General features: G+C 68.9%; 20 protein-coding genes. 12 read left to right on the forward strand and 8 right to left on the reverse strand.

Annotated elements, in window-relative coordinates:
• Positions 1-7 precede the first annotated feature (7 nt).
• From AC1DSC_RS07970 to AC1DSC_RS08020, 11 genes are read left to right on the forward strand one after another with little or no spacing between them, the layout of a single operon-like run.
• The gene (locus tag AC1DSC_RS07970) at positions 8-1,045 is read left to right on the forward strand and encodes an L-idonate 5-dehydrogenase (protein ID WP_018904451.1); all 1,038 of its coding nucleotides are present in this window, start codon (positions 8-10) and stop codon (positions 1,043-1,045) included.
• 49 nt (positions 1,046-1,094) lie between these two features.
• Positions 1,095-1,760, forward strand: coding sequence for an amino acid ABC transporter permease (locus AC1DSC_RS07975; RefSeq protein WP_012747982.1), 666 nt, complete (start codon positions 1,095-1,097; stop codon positions 1,758-1,760).
• A 16-nt stretch (positions 1,761-1,776) separates the two neighbouring features.
• Positions 1,777-2,436 (forward strand): amino acid ABC transporter permease, encoded by a 660-nt coding sequence (locus tag AC1DSC_RS07980; protein ID WP_478131798.1) that lies wholly within the window; start codon positions 1,777-1,779, stop codon positions 2,434-2,436.
• Positions 2,433-3,218, forward strand: coding sequence for an amino acid ABC transporter ATP-binding protein (locus AC1DSC_RS07985; protein ID WP_436287718.1), 786 nt, complete (start codon positions 2,433-2,435; stop codon positions 3,216-3,218). The genes AC1DSC_RS07980 and AC1DSC_RS07985 overlap by 4 nt, the downstream gene beginning before the upstream one ends.
• A gap of 48 nt (positions 3,219-3,266) precedes the next feature.
• Complete coding sequence (manD, locus tag AC1DSC_RS07990; RefSeq protein ID WP_436287719.1) at positions 3,267-4,478, forward strand: D-mannonate dehydratase ManD; 1,212 nt, start codon at positions 3,267-3,269, stop codon at positions 4,476-4,478.
• Between the two features lie 5 nt (positions 4,479-4,483).
• A complete protein-coding gene (locus AC1DSC_RS07995) occupies positions 4,484-6,001 on the forward strand; it encodes a mannitol dehydrogenase family protein (RefSeq protein WP_436287720.1) in 1,518 nt (505 codons plus the stop codon).
• A gap of 38 nt (positions 6,002-6,039) precedes the next feature.
• Positions 6,040-6,534, forward strand: coding sequence for a hypothetical protein (locus AC1DSC_RS08000; RefSeq protein ID WP_038107168.1), 495 nt, complete (start codon positions 6,040-6,042; stop codon positions 6,532-6,534).
• 59 nt (positions 6,535-6,593) lie between these two features.
• Positions 6,594-6,956 carry a GIY-YIG nuclease family protein gene (locus AC1DSC_RS08005; RefSeq protein WP_012747988.1) on the forward strand — a complete coding sequence of 121 codons (363 nt, stop codon included), beginning with the start codon at positions 6,594-6,596 and terminating at the stop codon, positions 6,954-6,956.
• Positions 6,953-7,432, forward strand: a complete 480-nt coding sequence (locus AC1DSC_RS08010) for a MarR family winged helix-turn-helix transcriptional regulator (RefSeq protein WP_027729610.1) — start codon at positions 6,953-6,955, stop codon at positions 7,430-7,432. The genes AC1DSC_RS08005 and AC1DSC_RS08010 overlap by 4 nt, the downstream gene beginning before the upstream one ends.
• Positions 7,402-7,977, forward strand: a complete 576-nt coding sequence (locus tag AC1DSC_RS08015) for a DUF2239 family protein (RefSeq protein ID WP_436287721.1) — start codon at positions 7,402-7,404, stop codon at positions 7,975-7,977. The genes AC1DSC_RS08010 and AC1DSC_RS08015 overlap by 31 nt, the downstream gene beginning before the upstream one ends.
• The gene (locus AC1DSC_RS08020; RefSeq protein ID WP_018904458.1) at positions 7,974-9,389 is read left to right on the forward strand and encodes an MATE family efflux transporter; all 1,416 of its coding nucleotides are present in this window, start codon (positions 7,974-7,976) and stop codon (positions 9,387-9,389) included. The genes AC1DSC_RS08015 and AC1DSC_RS08020 overlap by 4 nt, the downstream gene beginning before the upstream one ends.
• A 21-nt stretch (positions 9,390-9,410) precedes the next feature.
• On the opposite strand, the gene AC1DSC_RS08025 is transcribed toward AC1DSC_RS08020, so the two are convergent.
• From AC1DSC_RS08025 to AC1DSC_RS08035, 3 genes are all read right to left on the reverse strand, one after another.
• A complete protein-coding gene (locus AC1DSC_RS08025; RefSeq protein WP_012747992.1) occupies positions 9,411-9,887 on the reverse strand; it encodes a VOC family protein in 477 nt (158 codons plus the stop codon).
• Between the two features lie 64 nt (positions 9,888-9,951).
• Positions 9,952-11,325, reverse strand: coding sequence for a sensor histidine kinase (locus AC1DSC_RS08030; protein WP_018904460.1), 1,374 nt, complete (start codon positions 11,323-11,325; stop codon positions 9,952-9,954).
• On the reverse strand, positions 11,322-11,978 hold the full coding sequence (locus tag AC1DSC_RS08035; RefSeq protein ID WP_436288295.1) for a response regulator: 657 nt from the start codon (positions 11,976-11,978) through the stop codon (positions 11,322-11,324). Before AC1DSC_RS08035 ends, AC1DSC_RS08030 begins: the two co-directional genes overlap by 4 nt.
• A gap of 108 nt (positions 11,979-12,086) precedes the next feature.
• Here AC1DSC_RS08035 and AC1DSC_RS08040 point away from each other — a divergent pair, with 108 nt between their 5' ends.
• The gene (locus AC1DSC_RS08040) at positions 12,087-14,153 is read left to right on the forward strand and encodes a S9 family peptidase (RefSeq protein WP_436287722.1); all 2,067 of its coding nucleotides are present in this window, start codon (positions 12,087-12,089) and stop codon (positions 14,151-14,153) included.
• Between the two features lie 34 nt (positions 14,154-14,187).
• Here the strand turns inward: AC1DSC_RS08040 and AC1DSC_RS08045 are convergent, their stop codons facing one another.
• The 5 genes from AC1DSC_RS08045 to AC1DSC_RS08065 all read right to left on the reverse strand — a co-directional run bounded on the left by AC1DSC_RS08045 (position 14,188) and on the right by AC1DSC_RS08065 (position 19,575).
• Positions 14,188-15,789 carry an MFS transporter gene (locus AC1DSC_RS08045; RefSeq protein WP_436287723.1) on the reverse strand — a complete coding sequence of 534 codons (1,602 nt, stop codon included), beginning with the start codon at positions 15,787-15,789 and terminating at the stop codon, positions 14,188-14,190.
• Positions 15,790-15,948: 159 nt separating this feature from the next.
• Positions 15,949-16,581: a PqiC family protein gene (locus AC1DSC_RS08050; protein ID WP_436287724.1), complete on the reverse strand. Its 633-nt coding sequence runs from the start codon at positions 16,579-16,581 to the stop codon at positions 15,949-15,951.
• On the reverse strand, positions 16,578-18,224 hold the full coding sequence (locus AC1DSC_RS08055; protein WP_436287725.1) for a PqiB family protein: 1,647 nt from the start codon (positions 18,222-18,224) through the stop codon (positions 16,578-16,580). The genes AC1DSC_RS08050 and AC1DSC_RS08055 overlap by 4 nt, the downstream gene beginning before the upstream one ends.
• Positions 18,221-18,937, reverse strand: coding sequence for a paraquat-inducible protein A (locus AC1DSC_RS08060; protein ID WP_018904466.1), 717 nt, complete (start codon positions 18,935-18,937; stop codon positions 18,221-18,223). The genes AC1DSC_RS08055 and AC1DSC_RS08060 overlap by 4 nt, the downstream gene beginning before the upstream one ends.
• Positions 18,934-19,575: a paraquat-inducible protein A gene (locus tag AC1DSC_RS08065; protein WP_018904467.1), complete on the reverse strand. Its 642-nt coding sequence runs from the start codon at positions 19,573-19,575 to the stop codon at positions 18,934-18,936. Before AC1DSC_RS08065 ends, AC1DSC_RS08060 begins: the two co-directional genes overlap by 4 nt.
• Positions 19,576-19,578: the final 3 nt, after the last annotated feature.

Below are 19,578 nucleotides of genomic sequence, written 5' to 3' on the forward strand. Positions count from 1 at the left end.
CAACACCATGCTGAACTGCGAAATCCACGGCGCGCTCGACCTGCGCCTTGCCGAACGCCCGGCCGAACCGCTGGCGCCCACCCAGGTGCGCGTGGCCGTCAAGGCGGTGGGCATCTGCGGCTCCGACCTGCACTACTACCGCCACGGCCGCGTCGGCGACTTCGTCATCCGCGCGCCGCTGACGCCGGGGCACGAGGCCTCGGGCCAGGTCATCGAAGTGGGCGCGCAGGTGAGCTCGGTGAAGCCGGGCGACCGCGTGGCCCTCAACCCGTCGCGCACCTGCGGCGTCTGCCGCTTCTGCCGCGCGGGCGCCTCCAACCACTGCGAGAACGTGCACTTCTTCGGCAGCGCGAGCCGCTGGCCCCACATGCAGGGCGCGATGCGCGAGCAGGTGGTGGTGGAGGCCACGCAGTGCCTCATCGTGCCCGACACGCTGTCGTTCGAGCTGGCCGCCTTCGGCGAGCCGCTGGCGGTGGCGCTGCATGCGGTGCAGGAGGCCGGCTCGCTGCTCGGCAAGACGGTGATGGTGGTGGGCGCGGGGCCGATCGGCGCACTGATCCTCATGGCCGCGAAGCTCGCGGGCGCGAGCCAGCTGATTGCGGTGGACATCGTCGACGAGACGCTCGCGGCCTGCACCCGCGTCGGCGCGACGCGCACCATCAACGCGGCCACGCAGCCCGATGCGCTGCAGGCATTGGCCGCGGACAAGGGCCAGGTCGATGCGTGCTTCGAGGTTTCGGGCCACTACGGCGGCCTGGCCAATTGCATCCGGTCGACGCGCCCGCGCGGCACCATCGTGCAGGTGGGCACGCTCGGCGGCAACAGCGAGGGCTGCCCGTTCAACCAGGTCATGGTCAAGAGCCTGCACCTGGTCGGCAGCTTCCGCTTCGTCGACGAATACGCCTGGGCGGTGGACTACCTGAGCCGCGGCCTGCTGGACGTGTCGCCCCTGCTGACCGAGGCGGTGCCGGTGGCACGCGTGCACGACGCCTTCGCGCTGGCGGCGGACCGGCACCGCGCGATGAAGGTGCTCGTCACGTTCTGAGGGCGGGGTCGCTTGATCCTGCCGCCCTTCCCTCTCCCGCGGAGCTTCCATGGAATTCGACTTTTCCCCGATTGCCGACAACTGGCGTTTCTTCGCCAGCGGCCTGGGCGTGACGGTCGCGCTGAGCCTGATCAGCGCAGTCACCAGCATCCTCGCGGGCCTGGCGATCGCGCTGCTGCGGCTGTACGGCCCCGGCTGGCTGCGCCGGCTGCTCGTGTTCTACATCGACTCGATGCGCGCCATTCCGGTGCTGGTGGTGCTGGTGTGGATGTACTTCGCGTTCCCGCTGCTCGTGGGCTTCACCTTCGCGCCGTTCTGGGCCGCGGTGATCGCGCTGACGCTGCACATCGCGGCCTATGCGGCCGAGGTGATCCGCGCGGGCATCGAGTCGATCCGGCCGGGCCAGACGCGCGCCGCATTGGCGCTGGGCATGTCGCGTGCGCAGCTGCTGCGCAAGGTGCTGCTGCCGCAGGCCACCATCCGCATGCTGCCGGCTTTCGGCTCGATCCTCACCATCGCCATCAAGGACACGGCCATTGCCACCGTGATTGCCGTGCCCGAGCTGATGCACCGCGCCGAAACGGTGGCGGGCCAGAGCTACCGGCCGGTGGAAGTGTTCACCGCGGTGATGGTGGCGTACTTCGCGATCCTGTTCCCGGTCACGCGCGGCATCGACCGGCTCTACCACCGCGTCGCGCACCTGGGGCGTTCATGATGAAGAGGGCCATCCCATGACTTTCGACTGGTCCGTGATCTGGACGCACCGCCAGGCCTTGCTCGAAGGCGCGGCGCTCACCGTGGGCCTCACGGTGCTGACCATGCTGCTGGCCGTGCCGGGCGGCATCGTGCTGGCACTGATGCGGCTGTCGTCCAACAAGCTGCTGCAGTCGGCCTCGCTCGGCTTCGTGGAGTTCTTCCGCAACCTGCCGCTGATCCTGGTGATCTACTGGGTCTTCTACGTGATGCCGATGGCGGTGGACTTCCAGCTGTCGCCGCTCGTCACCGCGCTGGTGGCGCTGGTGCTCAACATCTCGGCCTACAACGCCGAGACCTTCCGCGCCGGCATCAACTCCATCCGCAAGGGGCAGCTGGAGGCGGCGCTTGCCATGGGCATGTCGCGCCGCCAGGCCATGTTCAAGGTAGTCATTCCGCAGGCGGGCCGCCGCATCCTGCCGGTGATCGCGAGCACCTGGGTCTCGCTCTTCAAGGACACCTCGCTGGTGTCCGTCATCGCCGTGAGCGAACTGGCCTACACGGCGATGCAGATCCGCGCGCAGACCTCCCGCGTGCTGGAAATGCTCACCGCCATGGCCGTCCTCTACTGGCTGATGGGCTACCCGCAAGCCAAGCTGGTGGACTGGATCCACCGCAAATATGGAGTCAAGGAATGATCAACGACATTGCCCGCGCCCCGGCGCGCAAGAACGCCGACCAGCCGCCGGTGCTGGTCTACGAAGAGGTGCGCAAGCTCTATGGCGACTTCGTGGCGCTCGATGGCGTCTCGCTGCAGGTCCACAAGGGCGAGGTGATGTGCCTGATCGGCCCTTCGGGCTCGGGCAAGTCGACCCTGCTGCGCTGTACCAACGCGCTGGAAACCATCAACGGCGGGCGCGTGCTGATCGACGGCGTGCCGCTGCCCGCGCAGGAATCGGCGGTGCGCAAGGTGCGCCAGCGCATGGGCATGGTGTTCCAGAGCTTCGAGCTGTTTCCGCACAAGTCGGCGCTCGACAACGTGGCCATGGGCCCGATCACCGTGCTGGGCATGCGCGAGGCCGAGGCCAAGGCGCGCGCCATGGCGCTGCTCGAGAAGGTCGGCCTGTCGGCCAAGGCCGGCAACTTTCCGGCCAATCTCTCGGGCGGCCAGCAGCAGCGCGTGGCCATCGCGCGCGCCCTGGCCATGGAACCCGAGGTGATGCTGTTCGACGAGCCCACCTCCGCGCTCGACCCCGAGACCGTGGGCGAAGTGCTCAGCGTGATGCAGAAGCTCGCGCAGGAGGGCATGACCATGATCGTGGTCACGCATGAAATGGGCTTTGCGCGGCGCGTGGCCGACTGGGTGGTGGTGTTCGAGTCCGGCGCCATCATCGAGCAGGGCCCGCCGGCACAGATCTTCGAGCACCCCACCGTGGAGCGCACGCGCGACTTCCTCGGCCACCTCGGCTGGAACGGCTGACGACGCACGAACGCTGCTGCCGCCCCCGCCATCTCTCTTGCTTCAACCATGAAAATCACCAACGCCCGCGTCATCGTCTGCAGCCCCGGCCGCAACTTCGTCACCCTCAAGATCGAAACCGACGAGGGCCTGACCGGCATCGGCGACGCCACGCTCAACGGGCGCGAACTCTCCGTGGCCGCCTACCTCACCGAGCATGTCATCCCCTGCCTGATCGGCCGCGACGCCCACCAGATCGAGGACATCTGGCAGTACCTCTACAAGGGCGCCTACTGGCGCCGCGGCCCGGTCACCATGACCGCCATCGCCGCCGTGGACACCGCCTTGTGGGACATCAAGGCCAAGGCCGCCGGCCTGCCGCTGTACCAGCTGCTGGGCGGCAAGAGCCGCACCGGCGTGATGGTCTACGGCCATGCCAACGGCAGCGACATCGAGCACACGGTGGACGAGGTGCTGCGCTATGCGGACGCCGGCTACAAGGCCATCCGCGCGCAAAGCGGCGTGCCGGGGCTGGAGAAGGTCTACGGCGTGGGCAAGGGCACTCTCTTCTACGAACCGGCCGATGCCGACCTGCCCTCCGAGCACGACTGGTCCACCGAGAAGTACCTGCGCCACACGCCCAAGCTGTTCGAGCGCATCCGCGAGAAGCTGGGCTTCGAGCACCACCTGCTGCACGACGTGCACCACCGCCTCACGCCGATCGAGGCCGGGCGCCTGGGCAAGGCGCTGGAGCCCTACAACCTTTTCTGGATGGAAGACGCGACGCCGGCCGAGAACCAGGACGCCTTCCGCCTGATCCGCCAGCACACCACCACGCCGCTGGCGGTGGGCGAGATCTTCAACTCCATCTGGGACTGCAAGGCGCTCATCGAGAACCAGCTGATCGACTACGTGCGCGCCACCGTGGTCCACGCCGGCGGCATCACGCACCTGCGCCGCATTGCCGACCTGGCCTCGCTCTACCAGGTGCGCACCGGCTGCCACGGCGCCACCGACCTGTCGCCGGTGTGCATGGGGGCGGCGCTGCACTTCGACCTGTGGGTGCCGAACTTCGGCATCCAGGAATACATGCGCCACACCGAAGAGACCGACGCCGTGTTCCCGCACGCCTACACCTTCGACCAGGGCATGCTCTACCCCGGCGACGTGCCCGGCCACGGCGTGGAAATCGACGAGGCGCTGGCCGCGAAGTACCCCTACAAGCGCGCCTACCTGCCGGTGAACCGCCTGCAGCACGACGGCACGCTGTGGAACTGGTGAGCGCCATGACCAGGCTGAATGCCGAGATGCTGGCCGCGCTGCCGCCCGCGGTGTCACGCCCCGCCTACGACCGCGCCACGCTCGAGGCCGGCATCGTCCACCTCGGCGTCGGCGCGTTCCAGCGCGGGCACCTGGCCGCCGTCAACGAAGCCGCACTGCATGCGAGCGGCGACTTGCGCTGGGGCATTGCGGGCGTGTCGCTGCGCAGCCCCGACACGCGCGATGCGCTCGCGCCCCAGGACGGCCTCTACACGCTCACGCTGCGCGACGTGGACGAGGCCGGCACGCCGCGCGCGTCGCTGCAGGTCATCGGCTGCCTGCTCGGCGTGCAGGTCGCGCCCGAGGACCCGGCGGCGGTGCTCGCGCGCATCGCGCATCCCGCGACCCGCATCGTGAGCCTCACCGTGACGGAAAAGGGCTACTGCCACGACCCCGCCACCGGTGCGCTGCGCGCCGACCATCCCGACGTGCTGCACGACCTCGCGCGCCCCGATGCGCCGCGCGGCACGCTCGGCTTCGTGGTCTCGGGCCTGCGCCTGCGGCAGCTGCGCGGGCTCGCACCGGTCACGCTGCTGTCGCTCGACAACCTGCCGTCCAACGGCCATTTGCTGCGCGGCCTGGTATTGGACTTCGCGCAGCGCGTCGATCCGCAGCTGGCACGCTGGATCGCCGAGCACTGCAGCTTTCCCTGCTCGATGGTGGACCGCATCGTGCCGCGCACCACCGACGCCGACCGCGCGCAGGTCAACGCCGCGCTCGGGCTGGAGGACGCCTGGCCGGTGGTCGGCGAACGTTTTCTCGAATGGGTGGTGGAAGACGATTTCGCGGCCGGCCGCCCGGCATGGGATGCCGGCGGCGCCCGCTTCGTGCCCGACGCGCGGCCCTTCGAGACGCTCAAGCTGCGCATGGTCAACGGCGCGCATTCGGCGCTTGCGTACCTGGGCGCGATGGCAGGGCTCGACACCGTGGACCGCGCCGTCGCCACGCCGGCCCTGCACCGCTACCTCGACCGCCTGATGCGCGAGGAGATTGCGCCCACGCTGCCGGCGCTGCCCGGCCTCGACCTCGATGCCTACCGCCGGCGCCTGCTCGAACGCTTCGCCAACCCGGCGCTCGCGCACCGCACCGCGCAGATCGCAATGGACGGCTCGCAGAAGCTGCCGCAGCGCCTTCTGGGCACGGTGCGCGACCGCCTGGCCGCGGGTGCTCCGATCGACCGTCTTGCACTCGCCGTCGCGGCCTGGCTGCACTACCTGCGCGGCATCGACGAACTGGGCCGCCGCCACGAGATCCAGGACCCGCTCGCCGATGCGCTGGCCGAACACTGCGCTGCGGCCGAACGCGCGGCGGCCGCGTCCGCGCCGGCACAGGCCGACGAAGCGCGCGTGGCCGTGTTCGCGGCCTTCGCGCCGGTGTTCGACAACGACCTGGGGAGCAATCCGCGCTTCGTCTCGGCCCTGGCCACGCAGCTGCGTGCGTTGCGCGAACTCGGCGTGCACAAGACACTGGCCGACCAGCCCTGAGCCAGCGCGCATCGGCCCGCGGTCACAATGCCGTGGCCATGCGCTTCTTCATCCGCCTCCTGCGCGCCCTTGCCGCGGCGCTGCTCGTTCCCATCCTGCTGTTCGAAGAATGGGGCTGGGAGCCGCTCGCCGCGCTGGTGCGCCGCCTCGCGCGGCTGCCGCTCTGGGCGCGGCTCGAAAATCGGCTGCGCGAACTGCCGCCGTGGGGCGCGCTGCTCGCGTTCCTGCTGCCGGTGCTCCTGCTGCTGCCGGTCAAGGTGCTCGCGCTCTTCCTGTTCGGCCGCGGCCATGCCGCAAGCGGCGTGACGGTGCTTGTCGCCGCCAAGCTGATCGGCACCGCCTTCGTGGCGCGCATCTTCCAGCTGGTCGAGCCCGCGCTCATGCGCATTCCGCTGTTCGCCCGCTGGTATCCGCGCTGGAAAGCCTGGAAGGACCATGTACTGACGCTCGTCCGCGAGAGCCGGCCATGGCGCGTGGTGCGAGCCCTCAACCGCCGGCTCGCACGCGGATGGCGGCGACTGCGCGGGGGGTGACTTCTTATTTTTACCCGGGTATATTGTATTTTTAGTTTTACCCGGATAATATATGGCGCATGAACATGCCCCAGGAGACGAGGCGCGCCCTCGCCAGGAAATACAAGGAAACGGTCCGCCCCGCGGGCGTCTTCGCCATCCGCAATACGCTCAGCGGCCGCCTCTACGTGGCCGGCAGTCTCGATGTGGAGGGAGCGATGAACCGCGCCCGCTTCGAACTCGGCCTGCGCTCGCATCGCAACAAGGCACTGGTGCGCGACTGGGCTGCGCATGGTGCGGCCAACTTCAGCTTCGAGGTGATCGACCGCGTCAAGGAGCGCGACGACCCGGCCTTCGACCGCGCCGCGGAACTCGAAAAACTCCTTGTGCTCTGGCGCGAGGAGCTTCAATGCCACGGCGACCGGGGCTACGACGCACCATGAGCATCGATCCGCTGGACCTGTGCCTCAACATCGGCCGCGCCCACGCCAGCCTGAACCTGAAGCTCCAGGAGCATCTGGGCGCTTTCCATGGCCTGGACTACGAAGACTTCACGCTGCTTCATCGGCTGCTGGGCGCCGAAGGCGGCCGCATGCCCACGGCCGAGCTTGCGCGATCCCTCGGGTTGCCGGTCTCGGCGTTGATTCGCAAAATGGTCCTGCTCGAAAAAACGGGCCTCGCCGAACGCACGGCCGGCGCGAATGGAAGCGGCCGCCACGCAGCCATCCGCCCCGGCGGCAGAAAATTGATGCAAGCTGCCGTTACGACCGCCGACGCGATCTGCGCCGATGCGGTGAAATCGCTGTCTCCGCAAAGCCTGCCGCAAATCAACGCTGCGCTCCTTGCGCTTTGCCGCGACGACACGCGCTACGACCGAAGAAACCCGACATGCCATCCGACACGCCACCCGGCAACCTGATAGTTTTTGCCGACTTCAAATGCATCGCCCAGGGAAGCACCGCCGACGTGCTCGCGCAATTGCGCGAGCGCAGGGACGACACGCCCTACCTGGTGTTCAACGAACAGACCGGTGAACTGCTCGACTTCGACGTGCACAACCGGGCCGGCGCCGTGGCGCATGCGGCCAGCGCCGAGACCGCCGAGGAAGCCCCGCGCGGCGTGGGCCGCCCCAAGCTCGGCGTGGTCGCGCGCGAAGTCACCCTGCTGCCGCGCCACTGGGACTGGCTCAACCGCCAGCCCGGCGGCGCCTCGGTCGCACTGCGGCGGCTGGTCCAGGAAGCGAGCCGCGTCAACGCCGACCGCGACGCCGTGCGCGCATCGCGCGAAGCCGCCTACCGCTTCATGACCGCGATCGCCGGCGCCCTGCCCGGCTTCGAGGAAGCCACGCGCGCGCTGTTCGCGGACGAACGCGAACGCTTCGAGGCGCTGATCGGCTCCTGGCCCGCGGACCTGCGCATCCACCTTCAAAAATTGTCTGCCGCCGGCTGGAGCACCACCGCATGAGAGCAAGTCCTGAAAACGCAGCCACCGGCCAGAGCGGCCTGCACGGAACTCCCGTGGCGCCCGTGGGCGCGCCGCGCGCGCTGTGGAAGACCTTCCTTTTCTTCCTGGCGCCGATGCTGCTCAGCAACATCCTGCAGTCGATGTCGGGCACCATCAACAACATCTACATCGGCCAGATGATCGGCGTTGGCGCGCTGGCGGCCGTGTCGAGCTTCTTTCCGGTGATGTTCTTCTTCATCGCCTTCGTCATCGGTCTGGGCGCCGGCGCCTCGGTGCTGATCGGCCAGGCCTGGGGCGCGCGCGATGCCGCCAAGGCCAAGGCCATCGCGGGCACCGCGCTGTCGGTGGGCATCCTGCTCGGGCTGGCGGTGGCCGTGTTCGGCGGCGCCTTCACGACGCCGCTCTTGTCCTTCCTGGGCACGCCGCCCGACGTGCTGGCCGACTCCACGCGCTATGCGCGCATCATGCTGATCGCGATGCCGGGGCTGTTCGTGTTCCTGCTGTCCACCGCGATGCTGCGCGGCGTCGGCGACACGGTCACGCCGCTGCTCACGCTGCTGATCTCCACCGGCACCGGCCTCGTCGTCACGCCCGCGCTGATCCGCGGCTGGGGCGGCCTGCCGCAGCTGGGCGTTGCGAGCGCCGCCTGGGCCTCGGTGCTGGCCTTCGTGCTTGCCACGCTGTGGCTGGGCTGGCGCCTGCGCCGCCGCGGCAGCCCGCTGGCGCCCGATGCGGAGTTCATCCGCCACCTGCGCATCGACCCCAAGCTGCTGAAGGCCGTGCTGAAGGTGGGCATACCCACAGGCGTGCAGATGATCGTGGTGGCGCTGGCCGAGGTGGCGCTGCTCTCGCTGGTCAACAGCTATGGCTCCAGCGCGACCGCGGCCTACGGCGCGGTGAACCAGGTGGTGGCCTACGTGCAGTTCCCGGCCATCTCGATCGCCATCACGGCGTCCATTCTTGGCGCGCAGGCCATCGGCGCGGGCCGGGCCGACCGGCTGGGCGCCATCGCCAAGACCGCGCTGCTGATGAACCTGGTGCTCACGGGCGGCCTGGTGCTGCTGGGCTACCTGTTCTCGCGCCACCTCATGGGCTTCTTCATCACCAGCGCGCCGGTGATCGAGATCGCGCAGACGCTCTTGCACATCATGCTGTGGAGCCTGGTGATCTTCGGCATGGCCTCGGCCATCTCGGGGATCATGCGCGCCAGCGGCTCGGTGCTGGTGCCCACGGCCATCTCGATCCTGTGCCTGATCGGCATCGAGGTGCCCGTGGCCTGGTTCATGAGCCACCGCATCGGGCTCAACGGCATCTGGTGGGCCTACCCCGTGACCTTCGGCGCGATGCTGCTGCTGCAGACGGCCTACTACCGGCTGGTGTGGCGCAAGAAGGCGATCCGCCGGCTGGTGTAGGGCCGCGGGGCCGGCGCTTGCTCACTCGCCGTCGAAGGCCTTCTGCGCGGCGGCGAGGTCGAGCTTGATCATCTTCATCATCGCCCGCATCGCGCGCGCGGCCTTGGCCGAATCCTTGTCCTGGAACATCCGGATCATCGCCATGGGCACGACCTGCCACGACACGCCGTAGCGGTCGGTGAGCCAGCCGCACTGCACCGGCTGGCCGCCGCCCTCGAGCAGCCTGTCCCAGTAGTGGTCCACTTCGGCCTGTGTTTCGCACTGCACGAGCATCGAGATGGCCGGCGTGAACTTGTACTCCGGCCCGCCGTTGAGCACCATGAACGACTGCCCGTCGAGCTCGAAGGTGGCGGTCAGCAACGAACCCTTGAGGCTCGGATTGGTGTCGCCCCAGAACAGCCGGTCGGTGACGCGCGAGTTCGGAAAGATCGAACTGTAGAACTTGAGCGCGTCTTCGCCGTTGCCGTCGAACCAGAGGCAGGGAATGATCTTCTGCATGGGAATCTCCTGGGTCTTGATAATGAACCTGAAGGTTCAGTATCCAGGTGATGCGAGGTGCTTGTCAACCCTTCGGGCTCGCCGGCAGTACGACGCGGAATCCCACGCCCTGGTTCAAAAGGCCCTCGGTCACTTCCACCCTGCCCCCCATGCGGCCGGCAGCCTGCCTGACGATGGCAAGGCCCAGGCCCGAACCGCTCGCTTCGTGTCCCGATCCGCGATAGAAGCGCTCGAACACCTGCTCATGCTCGGCCGCCGGAATACCGGGGCCGTCGTCGGCCACCGTGAGCACCAAGCCTGCCGGGTCTTCGGTGCGAAGCGTCACGGTCACGTGTGCACCGCCGTGCACATACTGGACCGCGTTGTTGAGCAGGTTCTCCAATATCGACTGGAACGCCGGCACGTCGATGGGCGCGTTCAGGCTGTCCGGCGCATCGAATGTCAGCTCGACGCCGCGCGCCATGGCCCGCGGCGCCGCCTGTGCGAGGACCTCGCGGGCCAGCTGCGCAACGTCGACGCGTTTCGGCACCGCGGGCTGGGCATCGTCCAGCAGCGCAAGATCGAGCAGCTGCTGCGTCAGGTGCGAGGCCCGCGCGATCGCCTGCTCCAGATGAGCCTGGGCACGGCCGCGGCTCTCGCTGCTGTCCGCGCCCGCCAGCGCATGCGCCTGAGCCGCAATGACCGCCATCGGCGTTCGCAGTTCGTGCGCGGCGTCGTGCACGAACGCGCGCTCGCGCGCCACCTTGTCGCGCAGCTGCTGCAGCATGCGTTCGATTGCGGATGTCAGCGGCCTGAGTTCCGCATAGGGCGGATCGACGCCCAGCGGCGAGAGGTCGGATGCCTTTCGATGCCCGATGCCGTCGGCCAGGCGGCGCAACGGCCGCAAGCCGTGCTTCACCGCAAACCAGACCGGCAGCAGCACGATGGGAAAGGCGAGCAGCAGATAGGGCAGCACGCTGCGCGTGTTGTTGGGCAGCACCTTGACGAAGGTGCGCTCAGGCTCTGCAATGCGCAGCGACCAGCGCGGCGTTTCGTCCTGGTACACCCAGTACGGCTCGCCATCGATGTGCTGCGTTGCCACCTTTCGCAAGGGCCCGGCCAGGATCTCGCTGCGCAGTTCCGGCGACGAATGAATCAGCTTTCCGCCGCGTTCCGACAGCTGGAACCGGAGCGTCCCCGCCGGGTTGCCGCTGATCCGCATGCTCTTGTAGATCGTTTCGGCCGAGGCGATCACGGCGCGCGCGCGCGCTTCGTCATCGAGCTGCGAGATCGCCTGCGTCAACGACCTGCCGAGCCGGCTCAACCCCTGGTCGACGGTCAACGACTGCCGGAAGTTGATATACATGTACGCCTGCAATGCCAGCAGCACGAAGACGAAGGCCAGCAGCACCGCAAGAAACACACGCTGCACGAGCGAGGGGCGCCACAGCCTGCTCATGGCACGAGCATGTAGCCCACGCCGCGCACGGTGTGCACCATGGCACCGCCGATCTTGCGCCGCAGGTTGGACACATGCACCTCCACCGCGGCGAAATCCACCGGTTCGCCCAGGGGCTCCAGCTTTTGCGCGAGCACGCCCTTGGCGACCACCGCGCCCAGCTCGCGCGCCAACTCGAGCAGCAGCCGGAACTCGCGCGGCGACAGTTCCAGCGGCTCGCCGTTCAGCGACGCCACGTGCCGGCGCGGTTCGATGGACAGCGTGCCCAGGGTCCACACCTCGCTGGCCTGCCGCGCCGAGCGGCGCAGCACGGCGCGAATGCGCGAAATCAGCTCGGCGGTGGCGAAGGGCTTGACCACGAAATCGTCCGCGCCTCCGTCGAGCCCGGCCAGCCTGTCTTCCACCGCCGAACGGGCGGTGATCACGATGACGGGGAGGCTGCTGCCCCCGCGCCGCCAGCGTGCGAGCAGCTCAAGGCCATTGCCGTCGGGCAGCGACAGGTCGAGCAGCACGCAGTCGAATGCGCTCCCGTCCAGTTCGCGTGGCGCATCCGCCGCCCGCCGGCGCCATTCGCTGCTCAGGCCGTCGACCTTGAGCGCGGCCTGCAGGGCGCGGCCAAGTTCAAGGTCGTCTTCGATCAGCAGGATGTGCACCCGGCCATTGTGCGCGAGCGAACCTTTGGCAAAGCCAAAGGTTGCGGCCCGCAGAATCCAGGCGCGGACAAGGCCGCACGCCAGAACATTCACGAGGGACCCCAAAGCATGAGAAACACCAGGACCCCCAGCGGTTGGTACGCCGCTCTTGCAGCCATGTGCAGCGCCGCGGCACTGCTTGCCGGCTGCGCCACCGGCCCCACGCACCCCGCGCTGGTGTCGGCGCGGCAGGACAACACGCTCCCGCCGCTCGTGCCGATGCGGCGTTTCGTGGCGAACATCGATGCGGTCAACGGCCACGTTCTCTCGCCCGATGGACAACAGCTTGCATGGGTGCAGGCGGTCGGCACCGATGTGGGACTTGGCGTGCGCAAGACCTCCGATGCGGCCGAGGTCAAAAGCCCCAGCACCCGCACCTTTGCGACCGGCACGCTCGCGCGGCCCTTCGTGTCCGGGCCAACCTACATGTGGCTGCCCGACAGCCGCCACCTGGCCTACCTCAAAGACTTCACGGGCGACGAGAACACGCAGATCTTCGTGCTCGACACCGAGGCTCCGGGCGCCAGGCCCTGGGCCGTCACGCCCTGGCCGGGCGTGCGCTCGGCCATGCTGGGATGGGGCGCGCCGGGCAGCGCCAGCTTCCTGTTCGCGAACAATCAGCGGGACCGCTCCAGCATGGATCTTTTCGAAGGCGATGCCCGCACGCGCACCGTGCGCGAAATTGCGCGCAGCGAGCCCGACAGCCGCGTGCTGGCCTGGTTCATCGACACCCGGCGCGAACTCGCGGGCCGCATGCGGCAGCTCGGAAGCGCGGACGGCTCCGACCGGCTTCTGGAACTGCGCCAACCCGACGGCAGCTGGCGCGCCTTCCGGACGGTGAAGGCATTCGATTCCTTTTGGCCGCAGCGCATCGATCTCGCCGCGGGGCGGCTCTGGGCATTGACGAATGTGGGGCGCGACAAGCTTGCGCTGGTCGAGGTCGATCTTGCCAACGGCACGGAGAAGCTGCTCGCGGAAGATGCCGAGGTCGACCTTGACTACGGCGTGTTCCCGCCGCAGCAGGGAGCGCCGCTGGCGTATGTTTCCGAACCCGGCCGTCCCCGCATCTCCTACCTCGACACCGCACTGGCCGGCGAAGTGGCCGGCGCCGTGAAGACGGCCCGGGAGCGCGGCTGGCTGGAGGCCGAACCCGTCATCACGCGGCCCGCGAGCATGGCCAACGACGTGCGCCGCATCGTGCTGCGCTCGACCACCGAGAACGAACGCGTCGAACTGCTGCTGGACCGCACGAGCGGTCAGCTCACGCGCCTCACGCCGCCGCGCGAGCCGACGGCCGACCTCTTCTCGCCCATGGAACCCTTCTCCTTCAAGGCATCGGATGGTCTCATCGTGCATGGCTATCTCGTGCGGCCGCTCGGGGTAAAAGGGCCCGCGCCGCTGGTGGTCGACATCCACGGCGGCCCCTGGAGCCGCGACTCATGGCAATCTGCCGGCTTTACACCCACGCAGATGCTGGCGAACCGAGGCTATGCCGTGCTCAACGTGAACTACCGCGGCTCCGGCGGCTACGGGCGCGCCTTCATGATGGCGGGCGCGCGCGAAACCAGCGGCCGGCTTCAGCGCGACATTGCCGAGGCCGTGCAATGGGCCATCGACCAGGGCGTGGCCGACCCCAAGCGCATGGCCGTGCTCGGCGGCAGCTTCGGCGGGTTCTCGGTGCTCGCCCAATTGATCCAGAAGCCGCACGACTACCGGTGCGGCATCGACGTGGTGGGCGTCGCCAACTGGCCCCGCGTGATCGAGAACTGGCCGCCCTTCTGGCGCAACCGCCACTACTTCGCACTCTTCTACGGCGACGTGAACAAACCGGAGGAACGCGCACGCATGCTGCAGGACTCGCCCATCTCGCAGATCGACCGCATCACCGCGCCGTTGCTGGTGATTCATGGTGCAAACGACGTACGCGTGCTGCGGCAGGACTCGGACGACGTGGTGGCCACGCTCCAGAAGCTCGGCCGGCCGGTCGAGTACATGAGCTTTCCCGACGAGGGGCACAGCGTGCGCAAGTGGCGCAACCGGCTCGCGCAATGGCGAAAGATCGAGGACACCCTGGCGGTGTGCCTTGGCGGGCGCAGCAACGGGTTCGACTTCTACGAACTGATGCCCCGGCAATAGCCATCACGGCACCGGGCGCAGCGCGGCCCTTTTTTCAGCCGCCGCTGCCGTGGTCCTTCGCCGCCCCGCCGCCGATCATCAGCCAGGCGCTCAAGGCACTGAGCACGGCCAGGCCCGCGCTCAGCAGCATCACCCAGCGAAAGCCCGCGACGAAGGATTCGGCCACGGCCTTCTTCAGGGCCGCGGCGGTGGCCGCATCGACGCCCGGCGGCAGCGCGGCGCCGGCCAGCTTGCTGCGCTCGCTTTCGAGAAATGCCGTCGCCTCGGGCGATGCGCCGATGCCGCGCAGGTTGTCAACCAGCGCGCCGTCGAAAGCCCAGGCCATGATCACGCCGAACACCGCAATGGCCAGCACCGCGGCCGCACGCGACACCGCGTTGTTGACGCCCGAGGCCACGCCGGCCTGCTCCGGCCCCACCGCGTTCATCACGGTGGTGGTGAGCGGCGCCACGGTCACGGTCATGCCGAAGCCCAGCACCACCACCGCGGGAAAGAAGCCGCGCCAGTAGCTCGCTTCCACGCCGGGCACCGCGAACAGTGCGAAGCCCGCCGCGGCAATCGCGGGGCCGATCACCAGCGGCAGCCGCGGGCCGAAGCGGTCGACCAGCTGCCCGGCCCAGCCCGAGAGCGCGAACATGATGAGGATGAACGGCAGCAGCGCCGCGCCCGCCACCGTGGCCGAGTAGCCCTGCACCTGGATCAGGTTGAGCGGAAAGAAATACAGCCCGCCGCCGAGCGCCGCATACAGCAGCAGGGTCAGCAGGTTGGCGCCGCTGAAGTTGCCGATGCGCAGCAGCGCGAGCGGCAGCATCGGCGTGCGCGCACGGCGCTCCACGGCAATGAAGCCCGCACTGGCGGCGATGCCGATGCCCAGCGCCGCCAGCACCGCGGGCGAACGCCAGTGCTGCGTGGGCGCCTCGATGAATGCATAGACGATGCCGCCGAGGCCGGCCGTGGCCAGCAGCGCGCCCACGAGATCGAGCCCGCCGCTGGCCGACGAGCCGCGGCTCTCGGGCACGTGGCGCCATGCGATCCACAGCACCAGCAGCGCCATCGGCACGTTGATGAGGAAGGCCCAGGCCCACGAGAAGTGATCGACCAGGAAGCCGCCGAGCACCGGCCCCGCGGCCGCCGTGATGCCGCTGAAGCCCGACCAGACGCCGATGGCCTTGCCGCGCTCCTTCTCGGGAAATGCGGCGCTGATGAGCGCGAGGCTGCCGGGCACCAGCAAGGCCGCGCCAATGCCCTGCACCGCGCGCGCGGCAATCAGCTGATGCACGCTGCCCGAGAGCCCGCAGGCCACGGAAGCAAGGGCGAAGATGCCCACGCCGATCGCAAAGATGCGGCGCCGCCCGAAGTGGTCGCCGAGCGCGCCGCCCACCAGCAGCAGCGCCGCCAGCAGCAAGGCATAGGACTCGACCACCCACTGCGCCTGGAATGCCGTGGCCCGCAAATCGGCCTGGATGGCCGGCAGCGCCACGTTGACCACCGTGCCGTCGATGAAGGCCATGCTCGACCCCACGATGGCCGCGGCCAGCACCCAGGGCTTGGACGCGTCGGGACAGGCGCCCTCCTGCGTCTTGGCGCCATGCAGGATCAATGCGTTGTCGCAGGGTGCCTTGCCGATCTGTGCCATGGTGAGCTCCGATCTATCTGGAAGCAGATGCCCGTCTTGCTCCTTCCCCTTCCGGGGGAAGGTCGGGATGGGGGCTGCTCGCAACGGGACGCCACGCATCGATGAGCGCCGTCGTGCCCCCACCCCGCCCCTCCCCCGGAAGGGGAGGGAGAAAGAGAATCAGACCGGACATAAGGTTGCCGCCGGATTCGCCCGCGCCGCATCCACGCTGCGCGCAATGGCCGCGGCCGCCGCGGCGGTGATGCGCTGCGCGCCCTGCGCCACCGCATCGATGCCGCCCGCGACCGCTTCGCCCGCGTCCAGCTGACACACCACGGTGCGCGGCTCGTCGGAGCGCCGCAGCGTCCAGTTGAAGCCTGCATCCACGCGCCCGCCGTCGACCGCGTCGAACCGCCGCACCTGCACGGCGATGCGCCACACGGGCTGAGCGGACGGGCGGCCGCCCTTGGTGACATCGAGCGCACCGAGCCGCGCCGCGATGCCGCTGGCCAGCGCGTCCTGCAGCTCGTTCTCGAACGACGCGGCCCAGCGGTGCTGCTCGAGCACGTCGACCTGCACGCTGCCGCCCGGCCGGCCCACCACCATCTGCGGCCGCGCGAGCCGCTCGGGCACCGCCACCGGCGCCAGCTCGATGTAGAGCGGCGCGGCGGTGCCGAGCGTCGACGGGGCCGCCTCCGCGGCCGGCACCGCGCTGGCCAGCGTGTAGTAGCTGTCGGGCTTGCTCGCGCAGCCTGCGAGGACCGCCAGCACCGCAATGGCCGCAAGCGGAAGCAGCGTTTTCCTGTTCTTCATTTCTTGTCGTCCGGTTTGCCGCGCAGGAGCGATTCGGGATGCCGCTCGAGGTAGTCGGTCAGCACGCGCACCGAGCCCGCGGCGCGCGTGAGTTCGCGCAGCGTCTGGCGCATGTCCTGCTGCAGCGGAGAGTCGTCGGCCAGCGTGCGCTCGGCGCTGTTGACGGTCTTGCGCACGTCCTTCATGGCGGCGGCCAGTTCGGGCGTCAGGTCGGTGTTGATGCGGTTCACCGCCTGCTCGGTGCTGGCCAGCGTCTTGTTGAGCGAGGCCAGCGTGGTGCGCAGGTCGGCCGCGATCTGCTCGTAGGGCACCTTGTTGAGCTTGCTTGCGATCTCCTGCACCTGCGACTGGATCTCGTCCAGGCTGTTGGCGATGGTGGGCAGCTCGATCGGGTTCTTCGTCACGTCGATGCGGGCCGGCGGCGCCTTGGGAAAGAAGTCGAGCGCCACGTACACCTGCCCGGTCAGCAGGTTGCCGTTGCGCAGCTGCGCGCGCAGCCCCTTCTCGGCCAGGAAGCGCAGCCGCTCCTGCTGGGTGGCGCGAGACTCCACGCCGCTCTCGCCCGCGCGGCGGCGCAGCCGGTCCGGGTAGACCTGCACCAGCACCGGCATGCGGAACTCGCGCTCGGCGCGGTCGAACTCCACGCCGATCGACTTGACCTCGCCGATCACCACGCCGCGGAAATCGACCGGCGCCCCCGGCGTGAGGCCGCGCAGCGACTGGTTGAAGTACATCAGCAGCGTCTGCGGCGGGCCGTCGGGTTCCTTCATGGCCGCGGTTTCGTCCTGCGCCAGCGTGAAGGCCGTGTTCTCCTTGGCCAGCGGGCCCATGGCGTCGTCGGGCGCCTGGAAGGCGATGCCGCCGAGCAGGATGGTGGCGAGCGACTGCGTGCGCAGCGTGAAGCCGCTGGCGCTGAGCTGCGCGTCGATGCCGCTGGCCTGCCAGAAGCGCGTGTTGACGCCCACGAACTTGTCGTAGGGCGCATTCACGAAGATGCGCAGCGTCACGCCGCGGCCGTCGCCATCGAGTTCGTAGGCGGCCACCTGGCCCACCTTGATGCGCCGGAAATACACCGGCGAGCCCACGTCGAGCGAGCCCACGTCGGTGGCGCGCAGCAGGAACTGCTGGCCCGAGGCATCGCGCGTGACGATCGGCGGCACCTCCAGTCCCTTGAACTCGCTCGCGGTTTCCTTCGACACGCCCGCGTCGGCGCCGATGTAGGCGCCCGACAGCAAGGTGCCCAGGCCCGAGATGCCCGAGGTGTCGAGCCGCGGCCGCACCACCCAGAAGCGCGAATCCTCGGCGGTGAAGCTCTCGGCTTCCTTGCTGAGCTGCACGGTCACGCGCACATGCGAGCGGTCGCGCGCGAGCTTCAGGCTCTGCACCGTGCCGATCTGCACGTCCTTGTACTTGACGGCCGTCTTGTTGGCCTCCAGGCCCTCGGCCGTGTTGAAGGTGAGCACGATCTCGGGGCCGCGCTGCATCAGGATCCGGACCACCAGCATCACGCCGACCAGCGCGGCAACGATGGGGATCAGCCAGATCAGCGAGGGCAGCCATTCGCGCCGGCGCACCACGCGCGGCGGAGGAAGTCCGGGCGGGGGGGATGGATCGTTGGGGGGTCTGGCTTCGTCGTCGCTCATGCTGGCTTGTGTTCCCTGTTGTCGCGTGCCGGTTCCCGGCGTTCCCGTTCGGCTTCCTGCTGCTGCTCCTGCCGGCTGTCCCAGTTGAGCCTGGGGTCGAAGCTCAGCGAGGCCAGCATCGTCAGCACCACCACCGATCCGAAGGCCGCAATGCCCACGCCCGCGTTGATGACCGCAAAGCCCTGGATCTGCACCAGGCCGGTGAGCAGCGACACCACGAACACGTCGAGCATCGACCAGCGGCCGATGATCTCGATGATGTGATAGAGCCTGGCCCGCTCGGGCCGGCGCCAGCTGCTGCCGCGCTGCGCCAGCAAGGCCAGCAGGATCAGCACCGTGAGCTTGAACAGCGGCACCAGAAAGCTCGCAATGAAGATGATGGCCGCGAGCCCGTAGGCGCCCGATACCCAGAAGTAGATGACGCCGCTCAGGATGGTGTCGTACTGCGCGCCGAAGAGCGTGCGCGTGATCATCACCGGCAGCAGGTTGGCCGGGATGTACATGATGCACGCCGCAATGAGAAAGGCCCAGGTGCGGTTCAGGCTGTAGGGCTTGCGCGTGTGCAGGTGCGTGCCGCAGCGCCCGCAGGGCTCGCCCTCGGCAGCGCCGCGCCAGACGGCATCGCAATGCGGGCAGGCCAGGAGGCCCAGCGCGCTGGCCGTGGCCACCGGCGCTTCGGCGTCGTCCGGCGCCTGGAATTCGCCTGCGCTCACGCGGCCTCCCTGCCGGGCTCGCCGGATTCGCCGGGCGGGCGAAAGGTCATCTCCCAGAAGGCATTGGGGTTGAACGAGAGCACCGCGGTGAGCAGCACCGTGAGCGCCATGAAAGCCCACAGCGCCGGCCCCGCCACCACGCTCGCCATGCTCGAGAGCTTGACGATCGCCACCAGCACGCCGAGCAGGAACACCTCGATCATTCCCCAGGGCCGCAGCATCTGCATCGCGCGCACCAGGATCGCAAAGCCGGCCGGGCGGCGCTCGCGGCTGAGCGGCACCAGCAGGTAGGCCAGGATGCACAGCTGCATCAGCGGAAAGAGCAGCGTCGTCGCCAGCACCAAGAGCGCCACCACCGACATGCCCTCGCGGCTCAGCACCAGCACGGCGCCGGCCAGCGTGGTCTGGCTGCGCAGGCCCTGCAGCTCGATCTCGACGATCGGGAACAGGTTGGCAATGGCGAACATGATCAGAGAGGCCACCGTCAACGGCAGGATGCGGCGCTGCTGGTCGCCCGCGTGGCGATAGAGCTCGGTGCCGCAGCGGGCGCAGCGCGACACCTCGCGCGGCTTCAGGGGCGCGCGGCTGAAGACCGCATCGCAGCCCGGGCAAACCACGGTTCCAGGTACTTCCGTCATAGG

Source organism: Variovorax sp. 01N425 (genome assembly GCF_056399465.1).

Coding starts and splice junctions, on each gene's coding strand:
- AC1DSC_RS07970 (WP_018904451.1), top strand. CDS start 8: ATGCTGAACTGCGAAATCCACGGCGCGCTCGACCTGCGCCTTGCCGAA.
- AC1DSC_RS07975 (WP_012747982.1), top strand. CDS start 1,095: ATGGAATTCGACTTTTCCCCGATTGCCGACAACTGGCGTTTCTTCGCC.
- AC1DSC_RS07980 (WP_478131798.1), top strand. CDS start 1,777: ATGACTTTCGACTGGTCCGTGATCTGGACGCACCGCCAGGCCTTGCTC.
- AC1DSC_RS07985 (WP_436287718.1), top strand. CDS start 2,433: ATGATCAACGACATTGCCCGCGCCCCGGCGCGCAAGAACGCCGACCAG.
- manD (WP_436287719.1), top strand. CDS start 3,267: ATGAAAATCACCAACGCCCGCGTCATCGTCTGCAGCCCCGGCCGCAAC.
- AC1DSC_RS07995 (WP_436287720.1), top strand. CDS start 4,484: ATGACCAGGCTGAATGCCGAGATGCTGGCCGCGCTGCCGCCCGCGGTG.
- AC1DSC_RS08000 (WP_038107168.1), top strand. CDS start 6,040: ATGCGCTTCTTCATCCGCCTCCTGCGCGCCCTTGCCGCGGCGCTGCTC.
- AC1DSC_RS08005 (WP_012747988.1), top strand. CDS start 6,594: ATGAACATGCCCCAGGAGACGAGGCGCGCCCTCGCCAGGAAATACAAG.
- AC1DSC_RS08010 (WP_027729610.1), top strand. CDS start 6,953: ATGAGCATCGATCCGCTGGACCTGTGCCTCAACATCGGCCGCGCCCAC.
- AC1DSC_RS08015 (WP_436287721.1), top strand. CDS start 7,402: ATGCCATCCGACACGCCACCCGGCAACCTGATAGTTTTTGCCGACTTC.
- AC1DSC_RS08020 (WP_018904458.1), top strand. CDS start 7,974: ATGAGAGCAAGTCCTGAAAACGCAGCCACCGGCCAGAGCGGCCTGCAC.
- AC1DSC_RS08025 (WP_012747992.1), bottom strand. CDS start 9,887: ATGCAGAAGATCATTCCCTGCCTCTGGTTCGACGGCAACGGCGAAGAC.
- AC1DSC_RS08030 (WP_018904460.1), bottom strand. CDS start 11,325: ATGAGCAGGCTGTGGCGCCCCTCGCTCGTGCAGCGTGTGTTTCTTGCG.
- AC1DSC_RS08040 (WP_436287722.1), top strand. CDS start 12,087: ATGAGAAACACCAGGACCCCCAGCGGTTGGTACGCCGCTCTTGCAGCC.
- AC1DSC_RS08045 (WP_436287723.1), bottom strand. CDS start 15,789: ATGGCACAGATCGGCAAGGCACCCTGCGACAACGCATTGATCCTGCAT.
- AC1DSC_RS08050 (WP_436287724.1), bottom strand. CDS start 16,581: ATGAAGAACAGGAAAACGCTGCTTCCGCTTGCGGCCATTGCGGTGCTG.
- AC1DSC_RS08055 (WP_436287725.1), bottom strand. CDS start 18,224: ATGAGCGACGACGAAGCCAGACCCCCCAACGATCCATCCCCCCCGCCC.
- AC1DSC_RS08065 (WP_018904467.1), bottom strand. CDS start 19,575: ATGACGGAAGTACCTGGAACCGTGGTTTGCCCGGGCTGCGATGCGGTC.